The sequence below is a fragment of the Alteromonas gracilis genome, from assembly GCF_036870955.2.
Lineage (GTDB): Bacteria > Pseudomonadota > Gammaproteobacteria > Enterobacterales > Alteromonadaceae > Alteromonas > Alteromonas gracilis_A.
The window spans coordinates 4,005,985-4,026,163 of sequence record NZ_CP145482.2; the positions used below are offsets into that span (position 1 = coordinate 4,005,985).

General features: G+C 45.8%; 20 protein-coding genes. 2 read left to right on the forward strand and 18 right to left on the reverse strand.

Annotated elements, in window-relative coordinates; genetic code table 11:
* Positions 1–34 precede the first annotated feature (34 nt).
* The 12 genes from V6N89_RS19300 to V6N89_RS19355 form a co-directional block, all read right to left on the reverse strand.
* Positions 35–865, reverse strand: coding sequence for a DUF4198 domain-containing protein (locus V6N89_RS19300; RefSeq protein ID WP_346993115.1), 831 nt, complete (start codon positions 863–865; stop codon positions 35–37).
* Positions 866–880: 15 nt separating this feature from the next.
* The gene (locus V6N89_RS19305; RefSeq protein WP_338519024.1) at positions 881–1,417 is read right to left on the reverse strand and encodes a DUF2271 domain-containing protein; all 537 of its coding nucleotides are present in this window, start codon (positions 1,415–1,417) and stop codon (positions 881–883) included.
* A 72-nt stretch (positions 1,418–1,489) separates the two neighbouring features.
* Complete coding sequence (locus V6N89_RS19310) at positions 1,490–2,092, reverse strand: PepSY-associated TM helix domain-containing protein (RefSeq protein ID WP_338519025.1); 603 nt, start codon at positions 2,090–2,092, stop codon at positions 1,490–1,492.
* Positions 2,093–2,251: 159 nt separating this feature from the next.
* On the reverse strand, positions 2,252–3,652 hold the full coding sequence (locus V6N89_RS19315; RefSeq protein WP_338519026.1) for a tetratricopeptide repeat protein: 1,401 nt from the start codon (positions 3,650–3,652) through the stop codon (positions 2,252–2,254).
* Between the two features lie 17 nt (positions 3,653–3,669).
* Positions 3,670–4,290 carry an energy transducer TonB gene (locus V6N89_RS19320; RefSeq protein ID WP_338519027.1) on the reverse strand — a complete coding sequence of 207 codons (621 nt, stop codon included), beginning with the start codon at positions 4,288–4,290 and terminating at the stop codon, positions 3,670–3,672.
* 15 nt (positions 4,291–4,305) lie between these two features.
* On the reverse strand, positions 4,306–4,713 hold the full coding sequence (locus V6N89_RS19325; RefSeq protein WP_338519028.1) for an ExbD/TolR family protein: 408 nt from the start codon (positions 4,711–4,713) through the stop codon (positions 4,306–4,308).
* The gene (locus V6N89_RS19330) at positions 4,706–5,023 is read right to left on the reverse strand and encodes a MotA/TolQ/ExbB proton channel family protein (RefSeq protein WP_346993116.1); all 318 of its coding nucleotides are present in this window, start codon (positions 5,021–5,023) and stop codon (positions 4,706–4,708) included. Before V6N89_RS19330 ends, V6N89_RS19325 begins: the two co-directional genes overlap by 8 nt.
* A gap of 81 nt (positions 5,024–5,104) precedes the next feature.
* Positions 5,105–6,457: a MotA/TolQ/ExbB proton channel family protein gene (locus V6N89_RS19335; protein ID WP_338519030.1), complete on the reverse strand. Its 1,353-nt coding sequence runs from the start codon at positions 6,455–6,457 to the stop codon at positions 5,105–5,107.
* On the reverse strand, positions 6,454–6,840 hold the full coding sequence (locus tag V6N89_RS19340) for a DUF3450 family protein (RefSeq protein ID WP_346993117.1): 387 nt from the start codon (positions 6,838–6,840) through the stop codon (positions 6,454–6,456). Before V6N89_RS19340 ends, V6N89_RS19335 begins: the two co-directional genes overlap by 4 nt.
* Positions 6,806–7,225 carry a DUF3450 family protein gene (locus tag V6N89_RS19345; protein WP_338519032.1) on the reverse strand — a complete coding sequence of 140 codons (420 nt, stop codon included), beginning with the start codon at positions 7,223–7,225 and terminating at the stop codon, positions 6,806–6,808. Before V6N89_RS19345 ends, V6N89_RS19340 begins: the two co-directional genes overlap by 35 nt.
* A 205-nt stretch (positions 7,226–7,430) precedes the next feature.
* Positions 7,431–7,943, reverse strand: coding sequence for an alpha/beta hydrolase fold domain-containing protein (locus V6N89_RS19350; protein ID WP_346993118.1), 513 nt, complete (start codon positions 7,941–7,943; stop codon positions 7,431–7,433).
* A gap of 28 nt (positions 7,944–7,971) precedes the next feature.
* On the reverse strand, positions 7,972–8,403 hold the full coding sequence (locus V6N89_RS19355) for an alpha/beta hydrolase fold domain-containing protein (RefSeq protein ID WP_346993119.1): 432 nt from the start codon (positions 8,401–8,403) through the stop codon (positions 7,972–7,974).
* A 396-nt stretch (positions 8,404–8,799) separates the two neighbouring features.
* On the opposite strand from V6N89_RS19355, the gene V6N89_RS19360 reads away from it, so the two are divergent.
* Both V6N89_RS19360 and V6N89_RS19365 read left to right on the forward strand, forming a co-directional pair.
* On the forward strand, positions 8,800–9,066 hold the full coding sequence (locus V6N89_RS19360; protein WP_338519036.1) for a hypothetical protein: 267 nt from the start codon (positions 8,800–8,802) through the stop codon (positions 9,064–9,066).
* 17 nt (positions 9,067–9,083) lie between these two features.
* A complete protein-coding gene (locus tag V6N89_RS19365; RefSeq protein ID WP_346993120.1) occupies positions 9,084–9,971 on the forward strand; it encodes a TraB/GumN family protein in 888 nt (295 codons plus the stop codon).
* Positions 9,972–10,036: 65 nt separating this feature from the next.
* Here V6N89_RS19365 and V6N89_RS19370 read toward each other — a convergent pair whose 3' ends face one another.
* From V6N89_RS19370 to rpoC, 6 genes are all read right to left on the reverse strand, one after another.
* Positions 10,037–10,516: a helix-turn-helix domain-containing protein gene (locus V6N89_RS19370; protein ID WP_346993121.1), complete on the reverse strand. Its 480-nt coding sequence runs from the start codon at positions 10,514–10,516 to the stop codon at positions 10,037–10,039.
* An 835-nt stretch (positions 10,517–11,351) separates the two neighbouring features.
* Positions 11,352–12,536, reverse strand: a complete 1,185-nt coding sequence (gene tuf, locus V6N89_RS19375; RefSeq protein WP_338518858.1) for an elongation factor Tu — start codon at positions 12,534–12,536, stop codon at positions 11,352–11,354.
* Between the two features lie 63 nt (positions 12,537–12,599).
* Positions 12,600–14,702 (reverse strand): elongation factor G, encoded by a 2,103-nt coding sequence (gene fusA / locus V6N89_RS19380; protein ID WP_346993122.1) that lies wholly within the window; start codon positions 14,700–14,702, stop codon positions 12,600–12,602.
* Between the two features lie 27 nt (positions 14,703–14,729).
* Complete coding sequence (gene rpsG / locus V6N89_RS19385; protein WP_346993123.1) at positions 14,730–15,200, reverse strand: 30S ribosomal protein S7; 471 nt, start codon at positions 15,198–15,200, stop codon at positions 14,730–14,732.
* Positions 15,201–15,275: 75 nt separating this feature from the next.
* Positions 15,276–15,650 carry a 30S ribosomal protein S12 gene (gene rpsL / locus V6N89_RS19390; RefSeq protein ID WP_014951037.1) on the reverse strand — a complete coding sequence of 125 codons (375 nt, stop codon included), beginning with the start codon at positions 15,648–15,650 and terminating at the stop codon, positions 15,276–15,278.
* 309 nt (positions 15,651–15,959) lie between these two features.
* A complete protein-coding gene (rpoC, locus tag V6N89_RS19395; RefSeq protein WP_338519041.1) occupies positions 15,960–20,132 on the reverse strand; it encodes a DNA-directed RNA polymerase subunit beta' in 4,173 nt (1,390 codons plus the stop codon).
* Positions 20,133–20,179 lie beyond the last annotated feature (47 nt).

Genomic DNA, 20,179 nt, shown 5'->3' on the forward strand with positions numbered 1-20,179 from the left:
TAGTGAAAGTTAGAATGTTAAATGAGCCATGACGCTACAGTGGCAGCACTTCAAATGTGGCAGAGTAGCTTCCGCTTCTTATCGTTGCTGGCGCTGTCGCATTGCCGTCTTGGTAGCTGATTTCAACAAAGTACATACCGGCTTCTGGCCATGTAATAGAAAACTGCCCTTTGTCATCTGATTTCATTTGCATAAGCTGCTGGTCGTTGCGATAACGCATTCCCCCGCGCACAACTTCAATGTCGGCACCAGCGGCCACTTCACCATCAATCAATAGTGAGAAGCGCGCAGTTTCCTGTGCAAATAGATCGTTCGGGTGCGTGATAGCGACGAGTTCTAAGCCAATATTCGTTGGTGCAAAGTTGTCAGTAGAAGGCGCTCCTAGTGTCACAAAGGTTTCCACTCGGCGACTCGTTTGGACTACGCGTAATTCATTGGCGTTTTTGGGTACGGCAGAATCAAACTGAGCTGCGACAAAGGGCTGGCCGCGTCCCGGCCACATTTTGCGATCACCGTTGTCATCTCGCCAAAATGCTCGCAAGCCTGAACTCGCTGAAGCCAGTTTATAAGTACCTTCCTGCTTCAGATGTAAATCAAAGGTAGTACGATATTTGCCACGTGACACATGCTCAACATCCACGCTGTCACCATTAGGCGCGCTAGTCACCAAATTATCCACACTCATTGGAAAATGGTCAGGGTGAAAAATCGTGTTTGAAATGGCGGCATCAAAGGTAACGTAAGCATCATCACCTGAAAGTACCGTTGAACTTGGCAGTAACCATGCTCGGTGTGCATTGGCTGAAAAAGACAATGCTAGTGAGGCGCTTATTGCAAAAGCTGTTGCTCGTATTGAAGGTTTCATATCTCTTCCCTGTTACTATTCGCCATGGGTGGTAAGCGCAACGCGCCCCACTTCAGATGTCCCTTTGGCTTCAATAGGAAATCCATTTTTAGATAAAGGCAGTGCAAAAGGTAGCGAGACGACTTCTCGTCCACCTACCTCACGAGATACCTCTACTCGCAGCGTATACTCACCAGCAGGCATATTTTTGAGTGCTGTGTTCAGCTGAGTGTCTATTGTGTATTGACCAGGCCCTTTTGTAGCACTAGTAAGCCCATCGTAAGGCAAATCAAGGCTTCGACCGCCTCGACGCCACCACTGACGAAGATCTTTTAACCACTCTTTTCCCTTTTGTTCACGCTTATCAACGTCATACCATACAGCGATTTGGGTGGCTTTGCGTTTAGCATCTTCGACCCACACTGCAACATACGGCTTGTGATATTCGGCTACATCAAGCGTTGGCAAATCTATGCTCAGAACGGCTTCTTCATTTGCCATAGCCGTGTTAGACGACAACCACAGCGTCACTGCGGTACCTAACATAGCTATATTTTTCCATGAACTCATCATTACACTCCTACAATTGATGCACATACCACTTGCAATATAAGGGCAATATGCACGTTGCTTGTGTTAGTAAACTTAGTGAACAAACAACAACAAAATAATAAAGGGGATCAACACCCCCAGCGCAGTAACAGGCCAGGTTGATATACGATTCGCTGAATGACGCATCAACAACAATAAACCTGAGAGGCTGAATATCACGCACGCAATGGCAAAGACGTCGATAAACCATCGCCATGCCAAGCCCGTGTTTCGCCCCTTATGCAGGTCGTTAAAGTAGGCTATCCACCCCCTATCAACGCTCTCATAGGTGATAGATTCCAGCTCAATATCAAACGCAAGCCAGCTATCCGCACCGGGCCCAGGCCATGAGGCATAAAACTCAATACCGTCCCACTCCCCTTCTACACTTTCTGGAAGCACAACGTTGTGCTGCTCATCCATGTAGTCAACAAGCACGTTAGGGATCGCCATCTTGCTCGGACTCAAGTTATGAAAAACAGCGACTACGTCATTAGAAACGGGCGACTCAACCGTGCTTACCACCCTATTCGCCGGAATATCGGCTGCGTGATTCAGTGTTATTCCTGTAAGGGCGAACAAACACATCCCCACCAAACACACGGCGCCACTTATCCAATGCCACTGTCTTACACCACCAATTGAAAAGCGCTTCACTGATTTAACTCTTCTCTCTGTCAGATTCCACATTTAACCGGGCTGAATAATACAGATTTTTCCGCAGCTTTCAACGCAAATGAGATTTATTATCATTTTGAACGAATGAGTACCTTTTTGACGAATGAAAGCTTTCGTGATGAATGAAGGTAATGAGCCCTAGACCGCATGCTTGAGAATTTTCTCAAGCGCTTCAATATTCGCTAACAAGTCGGAACGCGATGGGTATGCTTTAACAACATCTCGTAGCAGTGCCAGCGCACTCGAATAGTCATGCTGCTCAATAGCCATTTGCGCTTGCCCCAGCATAGCGCGCTGTCTTGTTTCTTCGAGCGCTTGGGCACGAGTAAACATTATTTTTGCTTGTGATATTCGTTTCTGTTTGCGATACAGTTGCGCCATTGCCAACAGTGCCTCACCATTGTCTGGCATAATTTTTATAGCATCTTGCAGATACGTGATAGCTTCTTTGTCATGGCCCTGTGCAACTAATAGTTGCGCGCGTAATACGATAATTTGCGCTTTGTGAAGCGAGTTCAAACCTGCCAAATGAGACGCCGCCCTAGAGAGTGAGGTGTTTAACAACGACCATTTCTGCGAATTCATTAGATAAGTCGCAACATCTATATAAGCTTTAACGCCCTCACCGGTATTATCGTTGAGCAAAATATTACTGTAATCTGCCAGTAAGTTCGCAGCGCGCAATACACTACCTGAAGAAACATGTAACTTTGAAAGCATGATTAGATTAGATGTCGAATTGTCGCCAAGCGTGAGTGCAGTCTCTAGGCTGCTTATTGCCCTCGTCTTGTTGTTTTGTTTTAGTGCCAGCTGGCCACGCTGTAACCATAGCTGACGGTCTTGAGGTGTCTCTGACAGCATTTGTTCTAAAAGACTGTCAGCTTGTGTCAAACTGTCTGATTGGATAAAAGCGAACAAAAGCCCTTGATACCACTGCGGATTGCCTGGTTGCAGTAGCAGCGCCTGTTGATATCCATTTATAGCGGTAACGGCTTTTCCTAACTGCAAATTAGTATAGGCTAACTGCCCAAATACTTGCGCGTCATTTACACCAAGCTCTACGCAGCGAGTGAGATGACGTTGAGCCATCTCGAGCTCATTAGTCATCAGGTATACAACGCTTAGACTACGGTGAGCTGATGCAAGTGTTGGGACATCTTTTACAATCGCTAAAAGCGTCGTTTTCGCTTCTTCGTAACGCTTATTGTTGAGCAAAACCTGACCATACAATTCACGCATTTTAATACTCAGACTATCTGTGTCCTCTTGTTCAAAGCGCCGAAGTGCCTGCACAATCTTTCCCTTTTCAACAAGCGGTAAGATAGTATTTAGTAACTCGCGCTCGTCATGGGAGATGCGTAAATTCGGTTGCTCTGAAGCTATACTTCCCACGGTAAATTTCCAACTTGGTACATCGAGTTCGATGTCTACAGAGGCAAATGATGTTGAACAAAACGTTAACGCACAGAATACGATGTGCATTAGGACTGTGATCGGCGTTCGCTTACGCTTATACACAGGGCGGTTAAAAACACTCATAACACTTTCCATTTTGACTACGCTTCAATGAGTACAGGCCAGATAAAACGCGCTTTCACCGCCGCATCTTCTTTTGACGGAGACGTAAAGCGACTGTTTTTTACAAAACGCATTATTTCTTTATTTAACTCATGATGAGGATTTTCCACGATATCCATAAGCTCAACATGACCTTGTTCATCAATTAACACATCCAACTTGACCAGTACTTTGTTTACGCCTTGTTTTTTAAGGCGCTTGGGGAAATGAACTTTTACGGGCGTGAGTAATGTGGGCGTGGTATCAAGCTCACTGAGCTCAAATGCACTGATATCTACTTCGGGCATTGCCCAGCTGACCTTTTGAGTATCGGCAAAAGGCAGGCTGGGCATATCCATCTCTAGCGACGGCGATACCTCAAACTTGGCGACGTCAACCGTGGCGTTTGTTCCCTCAACCTGCATGTCTATGGCAGCTTTGTTAGCCTGCGATGTATTCACAGGAGGAGGCGGGGGTGGAGGCATTACTGCAATATCAATGTTGCGCACAACCATTGTGTCTTTGTTTTGTGCGTCCATAGTTTGCCCTAGCCACATCATGCCGAGTGCGCTTAATAGCACAACACCTGAAAGAAAAACTGATTTGGCGCGATAGAACATATCCAATAACCTTTTCTAGGGCTTATAAGTTGCTATGTTGACGGAGGAAGCGCCTGCGAGCTTGGCTTCATCTATAACGCTCACCAACAGTTCTGAGCGCACTGACTTATCAACTTGAATCACTACAGGGATCGATTCTTTGATCATTTGCTGTTCTACTACAGAACGAACCCCTGTTAGCCCAATATTGGCGCCGTCATACATAACGCGACTATCATCGGTAATAGCGAGCATGAGGGTATTTTGTTTCAATTGTTGAGCAGATATAGCCTGGGGCTTATCCACTTCCACACCAGTTTCTTTGACAAAGACTGTAGAGACGATAAAGAAAATAAGTAAGATGAAAACGACATCGAGCAAGGGAGACATATCGATGCCTTGTAATTGCTGCGCTTCAATGCGCCTTTGTAAGCGACTATTCACTGGCAACCTCTCGCAATACTGTTACAGCGTTGCGCTTGCTGACATATTTGGCACATACCATCATTAACCAACCAGGAATGGCTAGCACTAGCCCCAACTGTGTAGTAAACAGCGCATCAGCTATACCTTGCGTAACAAGCTGACTGTCGACATCACCACTTATCATGCCAGTAAAACTCAATTGCAACCCAGATATTGTCCCAAGCAGCCCCATCAGTGGAAGTGCACCAACTAACACGTTCGCCAGCGCGTCGGCATGACTCGCAGACTGCGCTTGTGTGGATATTGCTACTTGCTTTATCCTGAGCAACCATCGAAAAAATTGACTGATAAGTAAACCAGGCAGTAAGCAGCATTACCCAACACAGCGGGTTGTCAGCAATCTGCACAATCATGATGGCGCCCCTGTATAGTGAGGGTTTCTTGATGCACTGGCTTGTGCTTTATCATCACCACTTAACAGCAACGCAAAACCTTCAAGCCCCTCGTAATAGTGCTTTGCCTTGCGAGATAACACCGCATTTAAGATGAGCGCAGGTATAGCAACCACTAAACCAAGTTCAGTGGTAACTAATGCTTTTGCAATGCCGCCAGAAATGATTTCAGGATCACTTGAACCAAACGCCGTCATCATACGAAAAGTTTCAATCATGCCGCTTACCGTGCCAAGCAGCCCTAAAAGAGGCGCAACGGCAGCGGTGACCGCGATAGCGCCATTGAATTTTTCTAGCTTGTATTTGAACTTCTGTAACGTACTAAACAGCTCATCATCTCGCTCATAGGTAGTCTGTGTGCGCTGAGCGATGTCGATAAGCTCTCGCTGCATACCAACAAACTCGTTCTTTGAAGATTGTTTGAGTACGCCTTGCAGTGCTGCGGACGATAGCACGGTTTGCACCTTCGGAAGTCGCCATAGCTGCACAACTTTGAATAGGGCAATAGACACTGCAATTAAGCCAAAAGCGATAATAGGGATTACCCACATACCACCATTTGTCACATGCTCTTGTAAACTCTGCCCACTTTGCTCCTGCGTGGCAGCACGACCCAATGTCGGGTCGAAAGTCACGAACCCAATTTTTGTTTCAATCAAGTCTAGTAGTCTTTCGGTATCATCCTCATCAAATGCAACCTGAGCATGGGGGTGAGGGTGGTTGGAGGTAACACTTGCTAATCCAGCCTGCTGTGACTGGCGAGTAACAAACCAGGTCACAGGTCCAAGTGAAAGTGTTTGTCCCTCAGATAACTCACCATTTTTCATAATGACTTGTTGCTGACGAAATGCTGGGTTTTGGTTTGCCAGTGCGGTTTTTGCAATTGGCAGAACAGCATCGACTTTCTCAAAAAGCGATAGCTTTTCTAACTCTGCCGTTTTCTTGCCCTCTTGCATCAAAAATCGATTTAACACATTCTCTTGAAAGACTTGCTGCTCCTGCCATTGGGCGAGTCTATTCTCCAGTTGACTCAAGCCTAACGTTTTTTCATCATTTTTACGCCGTGCTACGGACGTTGACTCGCGAAGTGCTATCACTTCTCTCTCTAATGCATTTAAAGTTAGTGCAAGCTTAGCGCGAGCTTGGCTCACGTCGGTCTCGGTTTGTGCTAAACGCACCTTGGCGTTTTCGACTTTTTTGAGCATTTCTTGATTGAGTTTATCTTGTTTAGTTGCTTGCTGAGGCGTGGCAAAGGTCTGAAAAGGGCTCAATAGAACAAAAGTGACAAGCAGTGAATACAGCAGCTTCATTTGCCTACCTCCATACGCAAATCTAGCGGAAGTAAAACGTATTCAGGCTGGCGCTGTTTCTCATAGATGGCGATAGCTTTTCTGATATTGTCTAATGAATCCTCGTCAATGACATCTGATGGCGTATCGAAAAACCACTCCCAACGGCCAGATAAGCTATTACCGATGCCTTGATATTGCCCGTCGCTGTTAGTGAACCATGCATAACTGCTACCTAAATAAAGCTGTTTTATCATCACTACTTTATTGTCTGGCGTATTCATCACACTTTCATGGACGGTAATGGAGCTGTTGAACTTATTGAGCGATGAAAGCTGTGCCAATATGACTTGAAGCTGTAATGAAGAGCTAAGCATCTTCGATGAGTTGTGAACGCTCTTCATCCCAGCGGTGCCTCAATACCTCAGGTAATAAGGGATATATTGTGTCTAATATACCATTGAGGGGCATGAGTGATTGCTCAACAGACTGCTGCTGAGCTTCCAAAATATTTTGCTGCGCCAGCAGTGCTTCTCGCTTCGCTTCGACATCGCTGCTTTGTTCTTCGTTATGAGTAAGCAGGCTTTTAAGCTGAGATCGCTCTGCTTTTAGCAACTCTATACGCTGCAACAGCGAAGGTTCGCTTTGTCGCCACTCGCTTTCCAATGCCGAAATTTGCTTCTCTATACGCAACCATTTTTCAGTTAGGCTATCGAGTTGCTCAGGCAACGACGCAGCGTGTGACAGAACACTAAACAATGATAAACAGCCAGCTAATAGTAACGGCACGTAACGACACAACATGGATGGAACCTTCTCGATTTCATTGAAAATACGTTAATCGCTATATCTATTTCACACGTGCTAATGCGAAAAAACGCGATACGCGACAATCTTAACGATAATCGTTATCATTTGCAATGAAATACAAGAAAGGTTGTTATGATCAGCAACAAAAACTCATCAATCAGGACGAAGCCGGAAAAAAGAGAACCTACTGTTTAGCGTACCCAGTAAAAAACTGCTTTATTGCAAAGTAGGCTGCTTCTGATTCAGGGGTATCGTACGCGACCAGGTAATCTGCATGTGACATACCTTCAAATACTTCAAGTAGGGTTAATCCTCCTGATTCTCGAATGGCGCGATTTACTCTTACAGTGTCGCTTAAGAACATGTCCCTTGTGCCCGTGAGTAAGAAGGTTGGCGGGAACGAATCAAATGTACCGTATAGTGGCGAAATGACTGGGTCAGTGAATGAAGTATTTCCGGCATATAAGGATGCGGCGCTTTCTAATTGTCCATCATAGGTAACCAAAATGCGGTCGACACCTTCATTGGTAAACAATGTGTCACCGGTTTTCGTTAAATCAGCCCAAGGTGTCCCAGCATAAATTGCACTAGGCGGCGCAATGCCTTGAGCGACGATTTGTTGAGTAGCCGTTAAGACAAGGTTGCCTCCTGCCGAGGTGCCTCCGATGAAAATGTGGCCGGGTGAGTGCGATTCCAACACCGCCTTATAGATAGCGAGTACATCATTAAGTGCAGCTAGGTGCAGGTGACGAAGGTGGCATACGGTAATCGACGCTAAGCACTTTTATGCCAAGTCTGTGGGCGATGAGTATTCCCTCTTCAATGCTTGGTAAGCCGCCAAATAGAACAAAAGCACCGCCATGAACATCTATATAAATATGATCTTTGAAAACCTCACTGACATTTTTCGGCGTAATCTTTCGAACAGCCACACCAGCCATATTAAGCAGTTCTACTTCAACACCAAACTGCTTGCGCATTTTCTTAATTTTCTTTTTCTGTTCAGCGTTTCTGGCTTGAATATATTCACGCCATTGTTCAACCGTAGAAGGTGTCGCACTGATTGCATCGTCTACTGACGGAATAGGAAATTGCGCCAGCGCTTTCTTAAATTGGGGGCTTATCGCTTTCGGCTCAGGTATCGAACGTTCCTTCATGACTACCTCGCTGGCGTTTAGGAAAAATGGTATGAAAAAAAGTAGTAACACGAGCCTCTTGTTGTGGCAGTTAATACAACGATGTGCAAAAGGCATCTAAACTATTCCTTTTCTAACCCGTCGATGCAATTTACTACAATTGTCTTGTATTAATAAGTAAAACCAGCACATATTTTGTGTCATAAGTTTTCCATAAGGTTTCTAAATTTTTCATATAAAACATGGAGATAAATTTCATTTTTGAGAATTTTGATTATTGATAAAAGTGTAAGGCTTTCGTAAGAGATTATTCGTCATTTTCAGTTTAGCTTTGAAAGTGTTGTCAGACAGCAGTAAGAAAACACAAATGCATGTCTGTAAAAATGATTAACTATATATCGTCTGTAAAGGAGCTAAATGATGAAGCGTCTAACACTAAAACTACTTACACTGAGCCTATTAACAAGCGCAAGCGGTGCGTATGCAGTAGAACAAGATATGCCAATACTTGATACGTTCGATGAAAACCACACGCAACAAGTATTACAGGAAGCAGCATATCACTCTGTAAACACCGACCTTATGGATACATTAAATACCAATGTTGCCACGCACCTTGAGTCACGTTTGGTCTCAATAGAAGAAAGCTTGCTTGAAACGTTAGCGAATACGTTCACTCTTTAATTATAAGGACATATGACATGAAATTTATCTCACTTCGAAACACAGCGATGGCACTTGGTTTAGCCTTTACTTCAGCAACGACACTGGCAAGCGATCAGGACGCTACTACTTCGGTTTGGGAAGTCTCTAAAGGAGAAGATGTCGTCTATATTGGCGGTACGATCCATATTTTGCCCATTTCTGAGTTTCCTTTACCCGAAGTATTCACCTCCACTTATGAGAAAAGCGATACATTGGTATTTGAGGCAGAGCTACCAGACCCAGCAGACCTTGCTGCACAACAAAAAATGATGGCGGCGCTAGCGTATTCAAACGGAAAGACACTCAAAGATGAACTATCGGGTGACACCTATGACGCGTTGAACACCTACTTAAGCGCGTTTGGTGCGACTGCCGACCAACTAGCAGGGTTTAGGCCTGGGATGGTGGCAACAACCTTAGTTGCAATGGAGGCACAGCGTAACCAGCTTGCTGGTGAAGGGGTAGATGCTTACTTTACACAATTGGCAAAACGCGATGACAAATCACGCGAATATTTAGAAAGCTTAGACTTTCAAATTCAGATGCTCGCTAACATGGGTAAGGGTGAAGAAGACCGCTTAATTTCTGAAACTCTAGCGACCTTGCCCGAGTTAAAAACGATGTTGACGCAGACCATCAAGGCGTGGCGTGTTGGCAATACTGAACAAATAAACGAACTTGTAATTGATACATTCAAACGAGAGTCACCTACCTCTTTTGATGAAGTCTTTACGCAAAGAAACCAAAACTGGATACCGCATATTGAAGCCATGTTTGGTGACGATGACCAAGAGTTTGTATTGGTAGGTGCAGGGCACCTTGTTGGCCAAGACAATGTTCTAAAGCTGCTAGAAGCGAAAGGATACAAAGTCGTACAACTTTAACGGCCTGCGAGCACTTCTTAATGTGACGCCAACCCCGCATCTTTGAATGGGCTTGGCGATACATTTTACTTTGCTAAAGAAGAACCTAAATTCGCACTCTCTTGCCTTTTGATTACGCCCATAACACCTAAGCAGACGCTGGTGAATGAAGCAATACATCCATACCACATTGCGGCATTACCTACTTCAACATACCCGTTAACCAAAGAATAGGAAATAGCAAGGTAGGCGCAGATAACCCCCAAGGCCGCACAAGCATAACCCACTACTTGTGAACGCTTGCGATGGATTTTGACGGAAGCAATGTCATCCGCTTCGGCAGCAGCCGATCTAAAAGTAACAAGACTATCACTTGTAGTGTCTAAAGCACTCGCTAGCGCCAGCAAAGTCTCTGAAGACGACGTCCCCTTCCCCTCTGCACGCTGGACCGTTCGCAAACTTAACCCAGCATTTGCAGCCAACTTCTCTTGAGTCCAACACTTTTTCTTTCTCAGTGATTTAAGCAATTCAGTATTTAGCACACCGTCCACAAGTTCATCCTCCATTTTGACTTGCCTATATAGTTGAATAAAACCGAACTTATTACTACGTCATCCTTGCGTCAACCACCCGCCAAACACCCAAAATAGCCACTAGTTGTACTTTTTTCGGTATTCACCCAAGAACAATCACCTGTATCCATGCTAAAGAGCGGGCACTTGTTCAATCTAGATCTCTCAGCAGAAGGTATGCGGTGTCGGAGTTCTTACATAAAAGCTGGGATGGGTTCACGGCGTGTTCCCTCCTCTCCCACCAAGCTTTATGTTTGGCAGATTGCGAAGGGAGTGAAGTCCCATTAAAAACTCTCAGCTGCATGGAAGCAGCTGCGGAGCCGCTAATACAAAAACACGGATGGGTTTACTGCGTGTTCCCTCCTCTCCCACCAAGCTTTCTGTTTGGCAGATTGCGAAGGGAGTGAAGTCCCATCAAAAACTCTCAGCTGCATGGATGCAGCTGCGAAGCCGCTAATACAAAAGCACGGATGGCTCCACGGCGTGTTCCCTCTTCTCCCAACAAGCTTTCTGTTAGGCAGATTACGAAGGGAGTGAAGTCCCATCAAAAACTCTCAGCAGCAGGGACGCTGCTGCGAAGCCGCTAATACAAAAGCACGGATGGCTCCACGGCGTGTTCCCTCTTCTCCCAACAAGCTTTCTGTTAGGCAGATTACGAAGGGAGTGAAGTCCCATCAAAAACTCTCAGCAGCAGGGACGCTGCTGCGAAGCCCCCACGGACGGGTTCACGGCGTGTTTTTGATGGGGCTTCACTCCCAAACTACAAATCGCAGGCATAAAAAAAGCGCACCTAAGTGCGCTTTTTTGGGCTTATGTTGCTAAGTCTAGATTAGTCTAGGATCTTAGATACAACACCAGCACCTACTGTACGACCACCTTCACGGATTGCGAAACGAAGACCTTCTTCCATCGCAATCGGAGCAATTAGCTCAACTTTGAATTTAAGGTTGTCACCAGGCATTACCATTTCTACGCCTTCTGGAAGCTCTACAGCACCAGTTACGTCAGTTGTACGGAAGTAGAACTGTGGACGGTAGCCTTTGAAGAATGGAGTATGACGGCCACCTTCATCTTTAGATAGTACGTATACTTCTGCTTCAAAGTTAACGTGTGGAGTGATTGAACCAGGCTTAGCTAGTACTTGACCACGCTCAACTTCGTCACGCTTAGTACCACGTAGAAGAACACCAACGTTCTCACCCGCGCGGCCTTCGTCAAGAAGCTTACGGAACATCTCAACACCAGTACAAGTAGTTTTAGTAGTTTCTTTGATACCTACGATTTCTACTTCTTCACCAACTTTAACGATACCTTGCTCTACACGACCAGTTACAACTGTACCACGGCCTGAGATTGAGAATACGTCTTCGATTGGAAGGATGAACGGCTTGTCGATTGCACGCTCTGGCTCTGGGATGTATGAATCAAGCGCTTCACCAAGCTCGATGATTTTCTTTTCCCACTCTGCGTCGCCTTCAAGCGCTTTAAGAGCTGAACCTTGGATAACTGGTAGGTCATCACCTGGGAATTCGTATTCGTTAAGAAGTTCACGAACTTCCATTTCTACTAGCTCTAGAAGCTCTTCATCGTCAACCATGTCACACTTGTTCATGAATACGATGATGTAAGGAATACCAACCTGACGACCAAGTAGGATGTGCTCACGAGTCTGTGGCATAGGACCATCAGTCGCAGCTACTACTAGGATACCACCGTCCATCTGAGCAGCACCAGTGATCATGTTTTTAACGTAATCAGCGTGTCCTGGGCAGTCTACGTGTGCGTAGTGACGAGTAGGAGTATCGTACTCTACGTGTGAAGTAGAGATGGTGATACCACGTGCTTTCTCTTCAGGCGCGTTATCGATTTGATCGAATGCCTGAGCGTCACCGCCGTAAGTTTTAGAAAGAACTGTAGTGATTGCTGCAGTTAGGGTAGTTTTACCGTGGTCAACGTGGCCGATTGTACCCACGTTTACGTGGGGTTTCGTACGTTCAAACTTTTCTTTTGCCATTTTTCTCGTTTCCTAAGTTAAAAGTCCGACCCACAAATAGACCGGACCGAACCTTCATTTAGATTAAATTCTAGATTCAATAATAGCCTGCGCCACATTGTTCGGCGCCTCAGAATAATTGAAGAACTCCATAGAGTATGAAGCACGACCTTGTGTTTGTGAACGCAAATCAGTTGCGTACCCAAACATTTCTGAAAGCGGCACTTTTGCACGTATTATTTTAACACCTGCTACGCCATCTTCCATACCTTCGATCATGCCGCGTCGACGGTTAAGGTCACCTACGACGTCACCCATCCAATCTTCTGGAGTAGTCACTTCAACTTTCATTGTGGGTTCAAGTAACACCGGATTTGCTTCTGCGGCGCCTTTTTTGAAACCCATAGAGTTAGCGATCTTAAACGCCATTTCAGAAGAGTCAACATCGTGGTACGAACCATCAAACAAAGTAACCTTAACATCAAGTACCGGATACCCTGCAAGAACACCACTTCGCATCTGCTCCTGAATTCCTTTATCGACCGCTGGAATGAACTCTTTTGGTACCACACCACCGACGATTTCGTTCACAAATTCGTAGCCAGCACCTTCTTCTTGAGGCTCAATGCGCAACCATACGTGACCAAACTGACCACGGCCGCCTGACTGACGAACGAACTTCCCTTCAACTTCAACGTTCTTACGAAGGGTTTCGCGATAAGCAACCTGAGGGTTACCTACGTTACATTCAACTTTAAATTCGCGCTTCATGCGGTCGACAATGATATCTAGGTGAAGTTCACCCATACCAGAGATGATCGTTTGACCCGTCTCGTCGTCAGTTTTTACTTTAAACGACGGATCTTCCGCTGCAAGCTTACCTAGGGCAATACCCATTTTCTCTTGGTCAGCTTGAGATTTAGGCTCAACCGCAATTGAAATTACCAGCTCTGGGAATTCCATACGTTCCAATGTGATAACGTGATTTGGATCACAAAGCGTATCATAGGTAGTAACATCTTTAAGGCCAATGGCCGCAGCAATATCACCAGCGCGTACTTCTTTTAATTCTTCACGGTCTTTCGCGTGCATTTGCACGATACGACCAAAACGTTCACGCTTGCCTTTGACAGGGTTATAAACCGTATCACCTGTGTTAACCACACCAGAATAGCAGCGGAAGAACGTAAGCGTACCCACAAAAGGGTCGGTCGCTATTTTAAATGCGAGCGCAGAAAACGGCTCATCGTCGCTTGAATGACGCTCTGCTTCCGTCTCATCTTTATCGTCAAGCACACCAGTGATAGCTTTAACTTCTGTCGGAGATGGAAGATATTGAATAACAGCGTCTAGTACTGCCTGAACACCTTTGTTTTTGAAGGCACTGCCACAAGTGGCAAGAACAATTTCGTTGTTCAGTGTACGCTGACGAAGGCCAGAACGGATTTCTTCCTCAGTAAGCTCTTCGCCTTCCAAGTACTTGTCCATTAGCTCGTCTGATGCCTCAGCAGCCGCTTCGATCATCTCGGTACGGTACTGCTCAGCGGTATCTAAATATTCAGCCGGAATGTCTTCATAGGTAAATGTCATACCCATGTCATCTTCATTCCAGTTGATGGCTTTCATTTTCACAAGGTCAATGACGCCATGGAAATTCTCTTCAGCGCCCATGTTGATTTGAATCGGAACACAGTTTGCGCCTAAACGCTTGCGGATTTGACCCACAACACGTTCAAAATCAGCGCCAGCCCGGTCCATTTTATTAACGAACACAAGGCGTGGCACTTCATATTTGTCAGCCTGTCGCCAGACTGTCTCTGATTGAGGTTCTACCCCAGAAGACCCACAGAATACGACTACCGCACCGTCTAGCACACGTAATGAACGCTCTACTTCAATAGTAAAGTCAACGTGTCCAGGGGTGTCGATGATGTTGATCCTGTGTTGATCGAACTGTTGCTCCATACCAGACCAGAAACACGTAGTCGCAGCAGACGTGATAGTAATACCACGCTCCTGCTCTTGTTCCATCCAGTCCATGGTAGCAGCACCATCGTGCACTTCACCGATTTTGTGAGACAGTCCTGTATAAAACAGAACACGCTCTGTGGTCGTGGTTTTACCCGCGTCCACGTGAGCCACAATACCAATATTGCGATAACGCTCAATCGAGGTCTTACGAGGCATAAATCTCTCTCAGTTAAATAACGTTGATTACCAACGGTAGTGAGCAAACGCTTTGTTTGCTTCGGCCATACGGTGAACGTCTTCACGTTTCTTAACCGCTGAACCTTTGTTATCTGCTGCGTCTAGCATTTCAGCCGCTAGGCGTTGTGCCATAGACTTTTCGCCACGTTTACGTGCAGCTTCAACCATCCAACGCATACCTAGCGCGTTACGACGAACTGGACGTACTTCAACTGGAACCTGATAAGTTGAACCACCAACACGACGAGACTTAACCTCTACTGTTGGGCGGATGTTATCAAGCGCTTCCTCGAAGATATCTAGGTGTGCTTTGCTGGTTTTTTCAGCAACAATATCAAGCGCACCGTAAACGATTTTTTCAGCGACTGACTTTTTGCCGTCGAGCATTACGACATTCATGAATTTCGCAAGCAGTTGTGAACCAAATTTTGGCTCTGGTAGGATTTTACGTTGACCTACGACTCTTCTTCTTGGCATTTTCTATTCTCCGTATGAATTCAGGGAAAACCCAAAACTCTTAAACTTCAGTTTGGCCTTACTAACGGAGAACCGTTATGACTTAGGCTTCTTCGCGCCGTACTTAGAACGGGCTTGTTTACGATCGTTTACACCTGCGCAGTCAAGAGTACCGCGAACTGTGTGATAACGAACACCTGGTAGATCTTTAACACGACCACCACGGATAAGTACTACACTGTGCTCTTGTAGGTTGTGACCTTCACCACCGATGTATGAAGAAACTTCAAAACCGTTAGTTAGACGTACACGACATACTTTACGTAGTGCAGAGTTTGGTTTCTTAGGCGTAGTAGTATATACACGAGTACATACACCACGTCTTTGTGGACAAGCTTGTAGAGCAGCTACGTTGCTTTTTTCAACGGGCTTTCTACGCGGCTTGCGCACTAACTGGTTAACTGTTGCCATTAACTAGCTCCTGATTAAAAACTACGAAAACCCAATCACTGTGATTGGGTCCATATTAATGCGATTAATTGTTTAATCGCTCTTATTTGTGAACATTGTGCTCGTCAACATTCACTGAGCGCTGATACAAAAAACCGCGACCGTTTATCGAGCCATTTGATGGCTATCCAAAATCGGGTCGCGGAATATTAAAGATCATCGCTCTGACTGTCAAGGTGTACAAAGGTTAAGCAGTTAATTTATCTGCAATCTGTACAACTGGACTGCCAAATTGTTAGGAGCACGTTAACGTACTCCTATGATCTTGCCTTATTCGGCAGTATCTTCGTCTGCACCAGCGTTAAGCGCTTCGGTTAGTGCCTGTTCTGCTTCAGCAGCAGAAACTGACATTTCTTCGATTTGCTCTTTGCGACGCTGTGCACGGCGTTCGTGGTAAGCGAAACCAGTACCCGCTGGAATTAGACGACCAACGATTACGTTTTCTTTCAGACCGCGTAGGTCATCTTCTTTACCCTGAACCGCAGCTTCAGTTAGAACACGTGTTGTTTCTTGGAACGATGCCGCTGAGATAAATGACTCAGTAGACAGTGACGCTTTAGTGATACCAAGCAGCTGTGTTTCATACTGCGCTGGGATCTTGCCGTGTTTTTCAATTTCACGGTTAGCCACTTTAACGTTCGATACTTCAACCTGTTCACCTTCAAGGAACTGCGTATCGCCTGGATTAGTGATAATACACTTACGTAGCATCTGGCGGATAACTACTTCGATGTGCTTATCGTTAATCTTAACACCCTGTAGACGGTAAACTTCTTGAACTTCGTTCACGATGTAATTTGCTACCGCTGAGATACCACGTAGACGTAGGATATCGTGTGGAGACTCTGGACCATCAGCGATAACTTCGCCTTTTTCCACTTTCTCACCTTCGAACACGTTAAGCTGACGCCACTTAGGAATCATCTCTTCGTACGCGTCACCCTCAGCAGGTGTAATTACAAGACGCTTCTTACCTTTGGTCTCCTTACCGAAGCCGATAGTACCTGAGATTTCTGCAAGAATTGCAGGCTCTTTAGGCTTACGTGCTTCAAATAGGTCCGCAACGCGCGGTAGACCACCCGTGATATCACGAGTCTTCGAGCTTTCCTGAGGAATACGTGCTAACACGTCACCTTCGTTAGCCACTTTGCCTTCTTTCGCTTCGATAGTGGTGAAGCTTGGAAGACGAATTTCTTGAAGGCCGAACTCGTCGCTTTCAAGAATTAGCTTAGGCTCTTTAGCGTTAACTTTCGCAAGGTCTTTAACAACGATACGTGTTAGGCCAGTAAGCTCGTCTTGCTGCATTTCGGTGTTAGAGTCATCAATGTCTGCGAAGCTAATCTTAGCTGCACGTTCAGTGATGATTGGGTGACTATGCGGATCCCAGTTAGCAACAATGTCGCCAGCTGCAATCGTTGCGCCGTCATCCACGCTAAGTACAGCACCATAAGGTACTTTATAGCGCTCTTTCTCACGGCCTTGCTCGTCGATAACAGTAAGTTCTGTTGAACGAGAAACGATAACCACTTTGCCGTCAGAGTTACGTACGAATTTCGCGTTGTGTAGCTTAAGGCTACCCGCCGTCTTAACTTGTACGCTGTTCTCAGCAGATGCTCTTGATGCCGCACCACCGATGTGGAACGTACGCATGGTAAGCTGTGTACCTGGCTCACCGATTGACTGTGCTGCAATAACACCAACCGATTCACCGCTACCCACCATGTGACCACGTGCAAGGTCACGTCCGTAACACTTAGCACAAACACCGAAGTCATTGTCACAAGTGATTACCGAGCGAACCATGATTTGGTCAACTGAGTTAGCTTCAAGCATGTCTACTAACGCTTCGTCTAGAAGAACGTTACGCTCAACTAGTACTTCGTTAGTACCTGGCTTAAGTACATCTTCTGCTACCACACGACCTAGTACACGCTCGCGTAGTGGCTCAACAACGTCACCACCTTCGATTAGTGGTGTCATTTGAACACCTTCGAATGTGCCACAGTCGTCGTTAGTGATTACCAAGTCTTGTGCAACGTCTACTAGACGACGCGTTAGGTAACCCGAGTTAGCTGTCTTAAGTGCGGTATCCGCTAGACCTTTACGAGCACCGTGAGTTGAGATGAAGTACTGTAGTACGTTCAGACCTTCACGGAAGTTCGCCGTAATTGGGGTTTCGATGATTGAGCCATCTGGCTTAGCCATCAGACCACGCATACCTGCTAGCTGACGAATCTGAGCGGCACTACCACGAGCACCCGAGTCGGCCATCATATAAACAGAGTTAAATGATGATTGCTCTTCTTCTTCGCCATCGCGGTTAATTACGATGTCAGTCTTAAGGTTATCCATCATGGCCTTAGCAACTTTTTCGTTGGCATTTGACCAGATATCGATAACTTTGTTGTAACGCTCACCCGCGGTAACAAGACCGTTTTGGAACTGTTCCTGAATTTCGATAACTTCTGCTTCTGCCGCATCAATGATGTCTTTCTTAGCAGCAGGGATAACCATATCGTCGATACCAACAGACGCACCCGCGATCATCGCGTAGTGGAAACCGGTATACATGATTTGGTCAGCAGCAATTACTGTGTCTTTCAGACCTAGCGTACGGTAACAAGCATTCAACAGTTTTGAAATTTGCTTCTTGCCCATCGCTTGGTTGATGATTTCAAACGGCAGACCCTTTGGAAGGATCAATGAGAAAATTGCACGACCAACAGTAGTGTCAGTTAGCGTTACTTTCTCAGTTTTATTGCCATCTTCATCGATGTCATATTCAGTAATACGTACTTTAACGCGAGAGTGAAGCTCAGCATTACCTGTGCGGTATGCTTTTTCTGCTTCATTCGGGCTGGTAAATACCATGCCTTCGCCTAAGCCGTTTACTTTGTCACGCGTTAGGTAATAAAGACCCAATACAACGTCCTGTGAAGGTACGATAATTGGCTCACCGTTCGCAGGTGACAGAATGTTGTTCGTTGACATCATAAGCGCACGTGCTTCTAGCTGTGCTTCGATTGTCAACGGAACGTGTACCGCCATTTGGTCACCATCGAAGTCGGCGTTGTACGCCGCACACACTAGCGGGTGAAGCTGAATCGCTTTACCTTCGATTAGTGTTGGTTCGAATGCTTGGATACCCAAACGGTGAAGTGTAGGTGCACGGTTAAGTAGTACCGGGTGTTCGCGGATAACGTCATCTAGTACGTCCCAAACTTCTGGTGCTTCGCGCTCTACAAGCTTCTTAGCTGCTTTGATTGTTGTCGCAAGACCACGACCTTCAAGCTTACCGTAGATAAACGGCTTAAATAGCTCAAGTGCCATCTTCTTAGGAAGACCACACTGGTGAAGACGTAGCGTAGGACCAACGGTAATTACAGAACGGCCTGAGTAGTCAACACGCTTACCAAGAAGGTTTTGACGGAAACGACCTTGCTTACCTTTGATCATGTCTGCAAGCGACTTAAGTGGACGCTTGTTAGAACCAGTAATCGCACGACCACGACGTCCGTTATCTAGAAGCGCATCAACAGACTCTTGAAGCATACGCTTTTCGTTGCGTACGATGATGTCTGGAGCAGCTAGGTCTAGAAGACGCTTAAGACGGTTGTTACGGTTAATAACACGACGGTATAGGTCGTTAAGGTCAGACGTTGCAAAACGGCCGCCATCTAGTGGTACTAGGGGACGTAGATCTGGTGGAAGTACCGGAAGAACCGTCATAATCATCCACTCTGGCTTATTACCAGACTGTTGGAATGACTCAAGCAACTTAAGACGCTTAGTAATTTTCTTACGCTTGGTTTCAGAGTTGATTGAAGGTAGCTCTTCACGCATAGCCGCAACATCTGCGTCTACGTCTAGTGCAGTTAGAAGATCGAATACTGCTTCAGCACCCATCTTCGCTTCAAACTCATCACCGTGCTCTTCAAGTGCATCCAAGTACTCTTCTTCGTTAAGAAGTTGGCTGCGCTCAAGGGTAGTCATACCTGGCTCAGTTACCACGTATGATTCAAAGTAAAGTACACGTTCAATATCACGAAGTGTCATATCAAGCATTAGGCCGATACGAGACGGAAGTGATTTAAGGAACCAGATGTGTGCAACCGGGCTAGCTAGCTCGATGTGACCCATACGCTCACGACGTACTTTAGTCAGTGTAACTTCAACGCCACACTTCTCACAGATAACACCACGGTGCTTAAGGCGCTTGTACTTACCGCAAAGACACTCGTAGTCTTTAACCGGACCAAAGATACGCGCACAGAACAGACCGTCACGCTCAGGCTTGAACGTACGGTAGTTGATTGTTTCAGGCTTTTTAACTTCACCGAATGACCATGAACGGATCATGTCAGGTGAAGAAAGACCGATTCGAATATTATCGAATTCTTCAGTCTTGTTTTGTTGCTTTAGAAACTTTAATAAGTCTTTCACATTACTCTCCCAGCGGAGTCAGTCTCTAGAGCCCGGCGCAAGCACCG

Excerpts from the sequence above, each read along its gene's own strand:
- V6N89_RS19300 (WP_346993115.1), bottom strand. The coding sequence starts at position 865 with ATGAAACCTTCAATACGAGCAACAGCTTTTGCAATAAGCGCCTCACTA.
- V6N89_RS19305 (WP_338519024.1), bottom strand. The coding sequence starts at position 1,417 with ATGATGAGTTCATGGAAAAATATAGCTATGTTAGGTACCGCAGTGACG.
- V6N89_RS19315 (WP_338519026.1), bottom strand. The coding sequence starts at position 3,652 with ATGAGTGTTTTTAACCGCCCTGTGTATAAGCGTAAGCGAACGCCGATC.
- V6N89_RS19320 (WP_338519027.1), bottom strand. The coding sequence starts at position 4,290 with ATGTTCTATCGCGCCAAATCAGTTTTTCTTTCAGGTGTTGTGCTATTA.
- V6N89_RS19335 (WP_338519030.1), bottom strand. The coding sequence starts at position 6,457 with ATGAAGCTGCTGTATTCACTGCTTGTCACTTTTGTTCTATTGAGCCCT.
- V6N89_RS19340 (WP_346993117.1), bottom strand. The coding sequence starts at position 6,840 with ATGAAGAGCGTTCACAACTCATCGAAGATGCTTAGCTCTTCATTACAG.
- V6N89_RS19355 (WP_346993119.1), bottom strand. The coding sequence starts at position 8,403 with ATGAAGGAACGTTCGATACCTGAGCCGAAAGCGATAAGCCCCCAATTT.
- V6N89_RS19360 (WP_338519036.1), top strand. The coding sequence starts at position 8,800 with ATGATGAAGCGTCTAACACTAAAACTACTTACACTGAGCCTATTAACA.
- V6N89_RS19365 (WP_346993120.1), top strand. The coding sequence starts at position 9,084 with ATGAAATTTATCTCACTTCGAAACACAGCGATGGCACTTGGTTTAGCC.
- V6N89_RS19370 (WP_346993121.1), bottom strand. The coding sequence starts at position 10,516 with ATGGAGGATGAACTTGTGGACGGTGTGCTAAATACTGAATTGCTTAAA.
- tuf (WP_338518858.1), bottom strand. The coding sequence starts at position 12,536 with ATGGCAAAAGAAAAGTTTGAACGTACGAAACCCCACGTAAACGTGGGT.
- fusA (WP_346993122.1), bottom strand. The coding sequence starts at position 14,702 with ATGCCTCGTAAGACCTCGATTGAGCGTTATCGCAATATTGGTATTGTG.
- rpsG (WP_346993123.1), bottom strand. The coding sequence starts at position 15,200 with ATGCCAAGAAGAAGAGTCGTAGGTCAACGTAAAATCCTACCAGAGCCA.
- rpsL (WP_014951037.1), bottom strand. The coding sequence starts at position 15,650 with ATGGCAACAGTTAACCAGTTAGTGCGCAAGCCGCGTAGAAAGCCCGTT.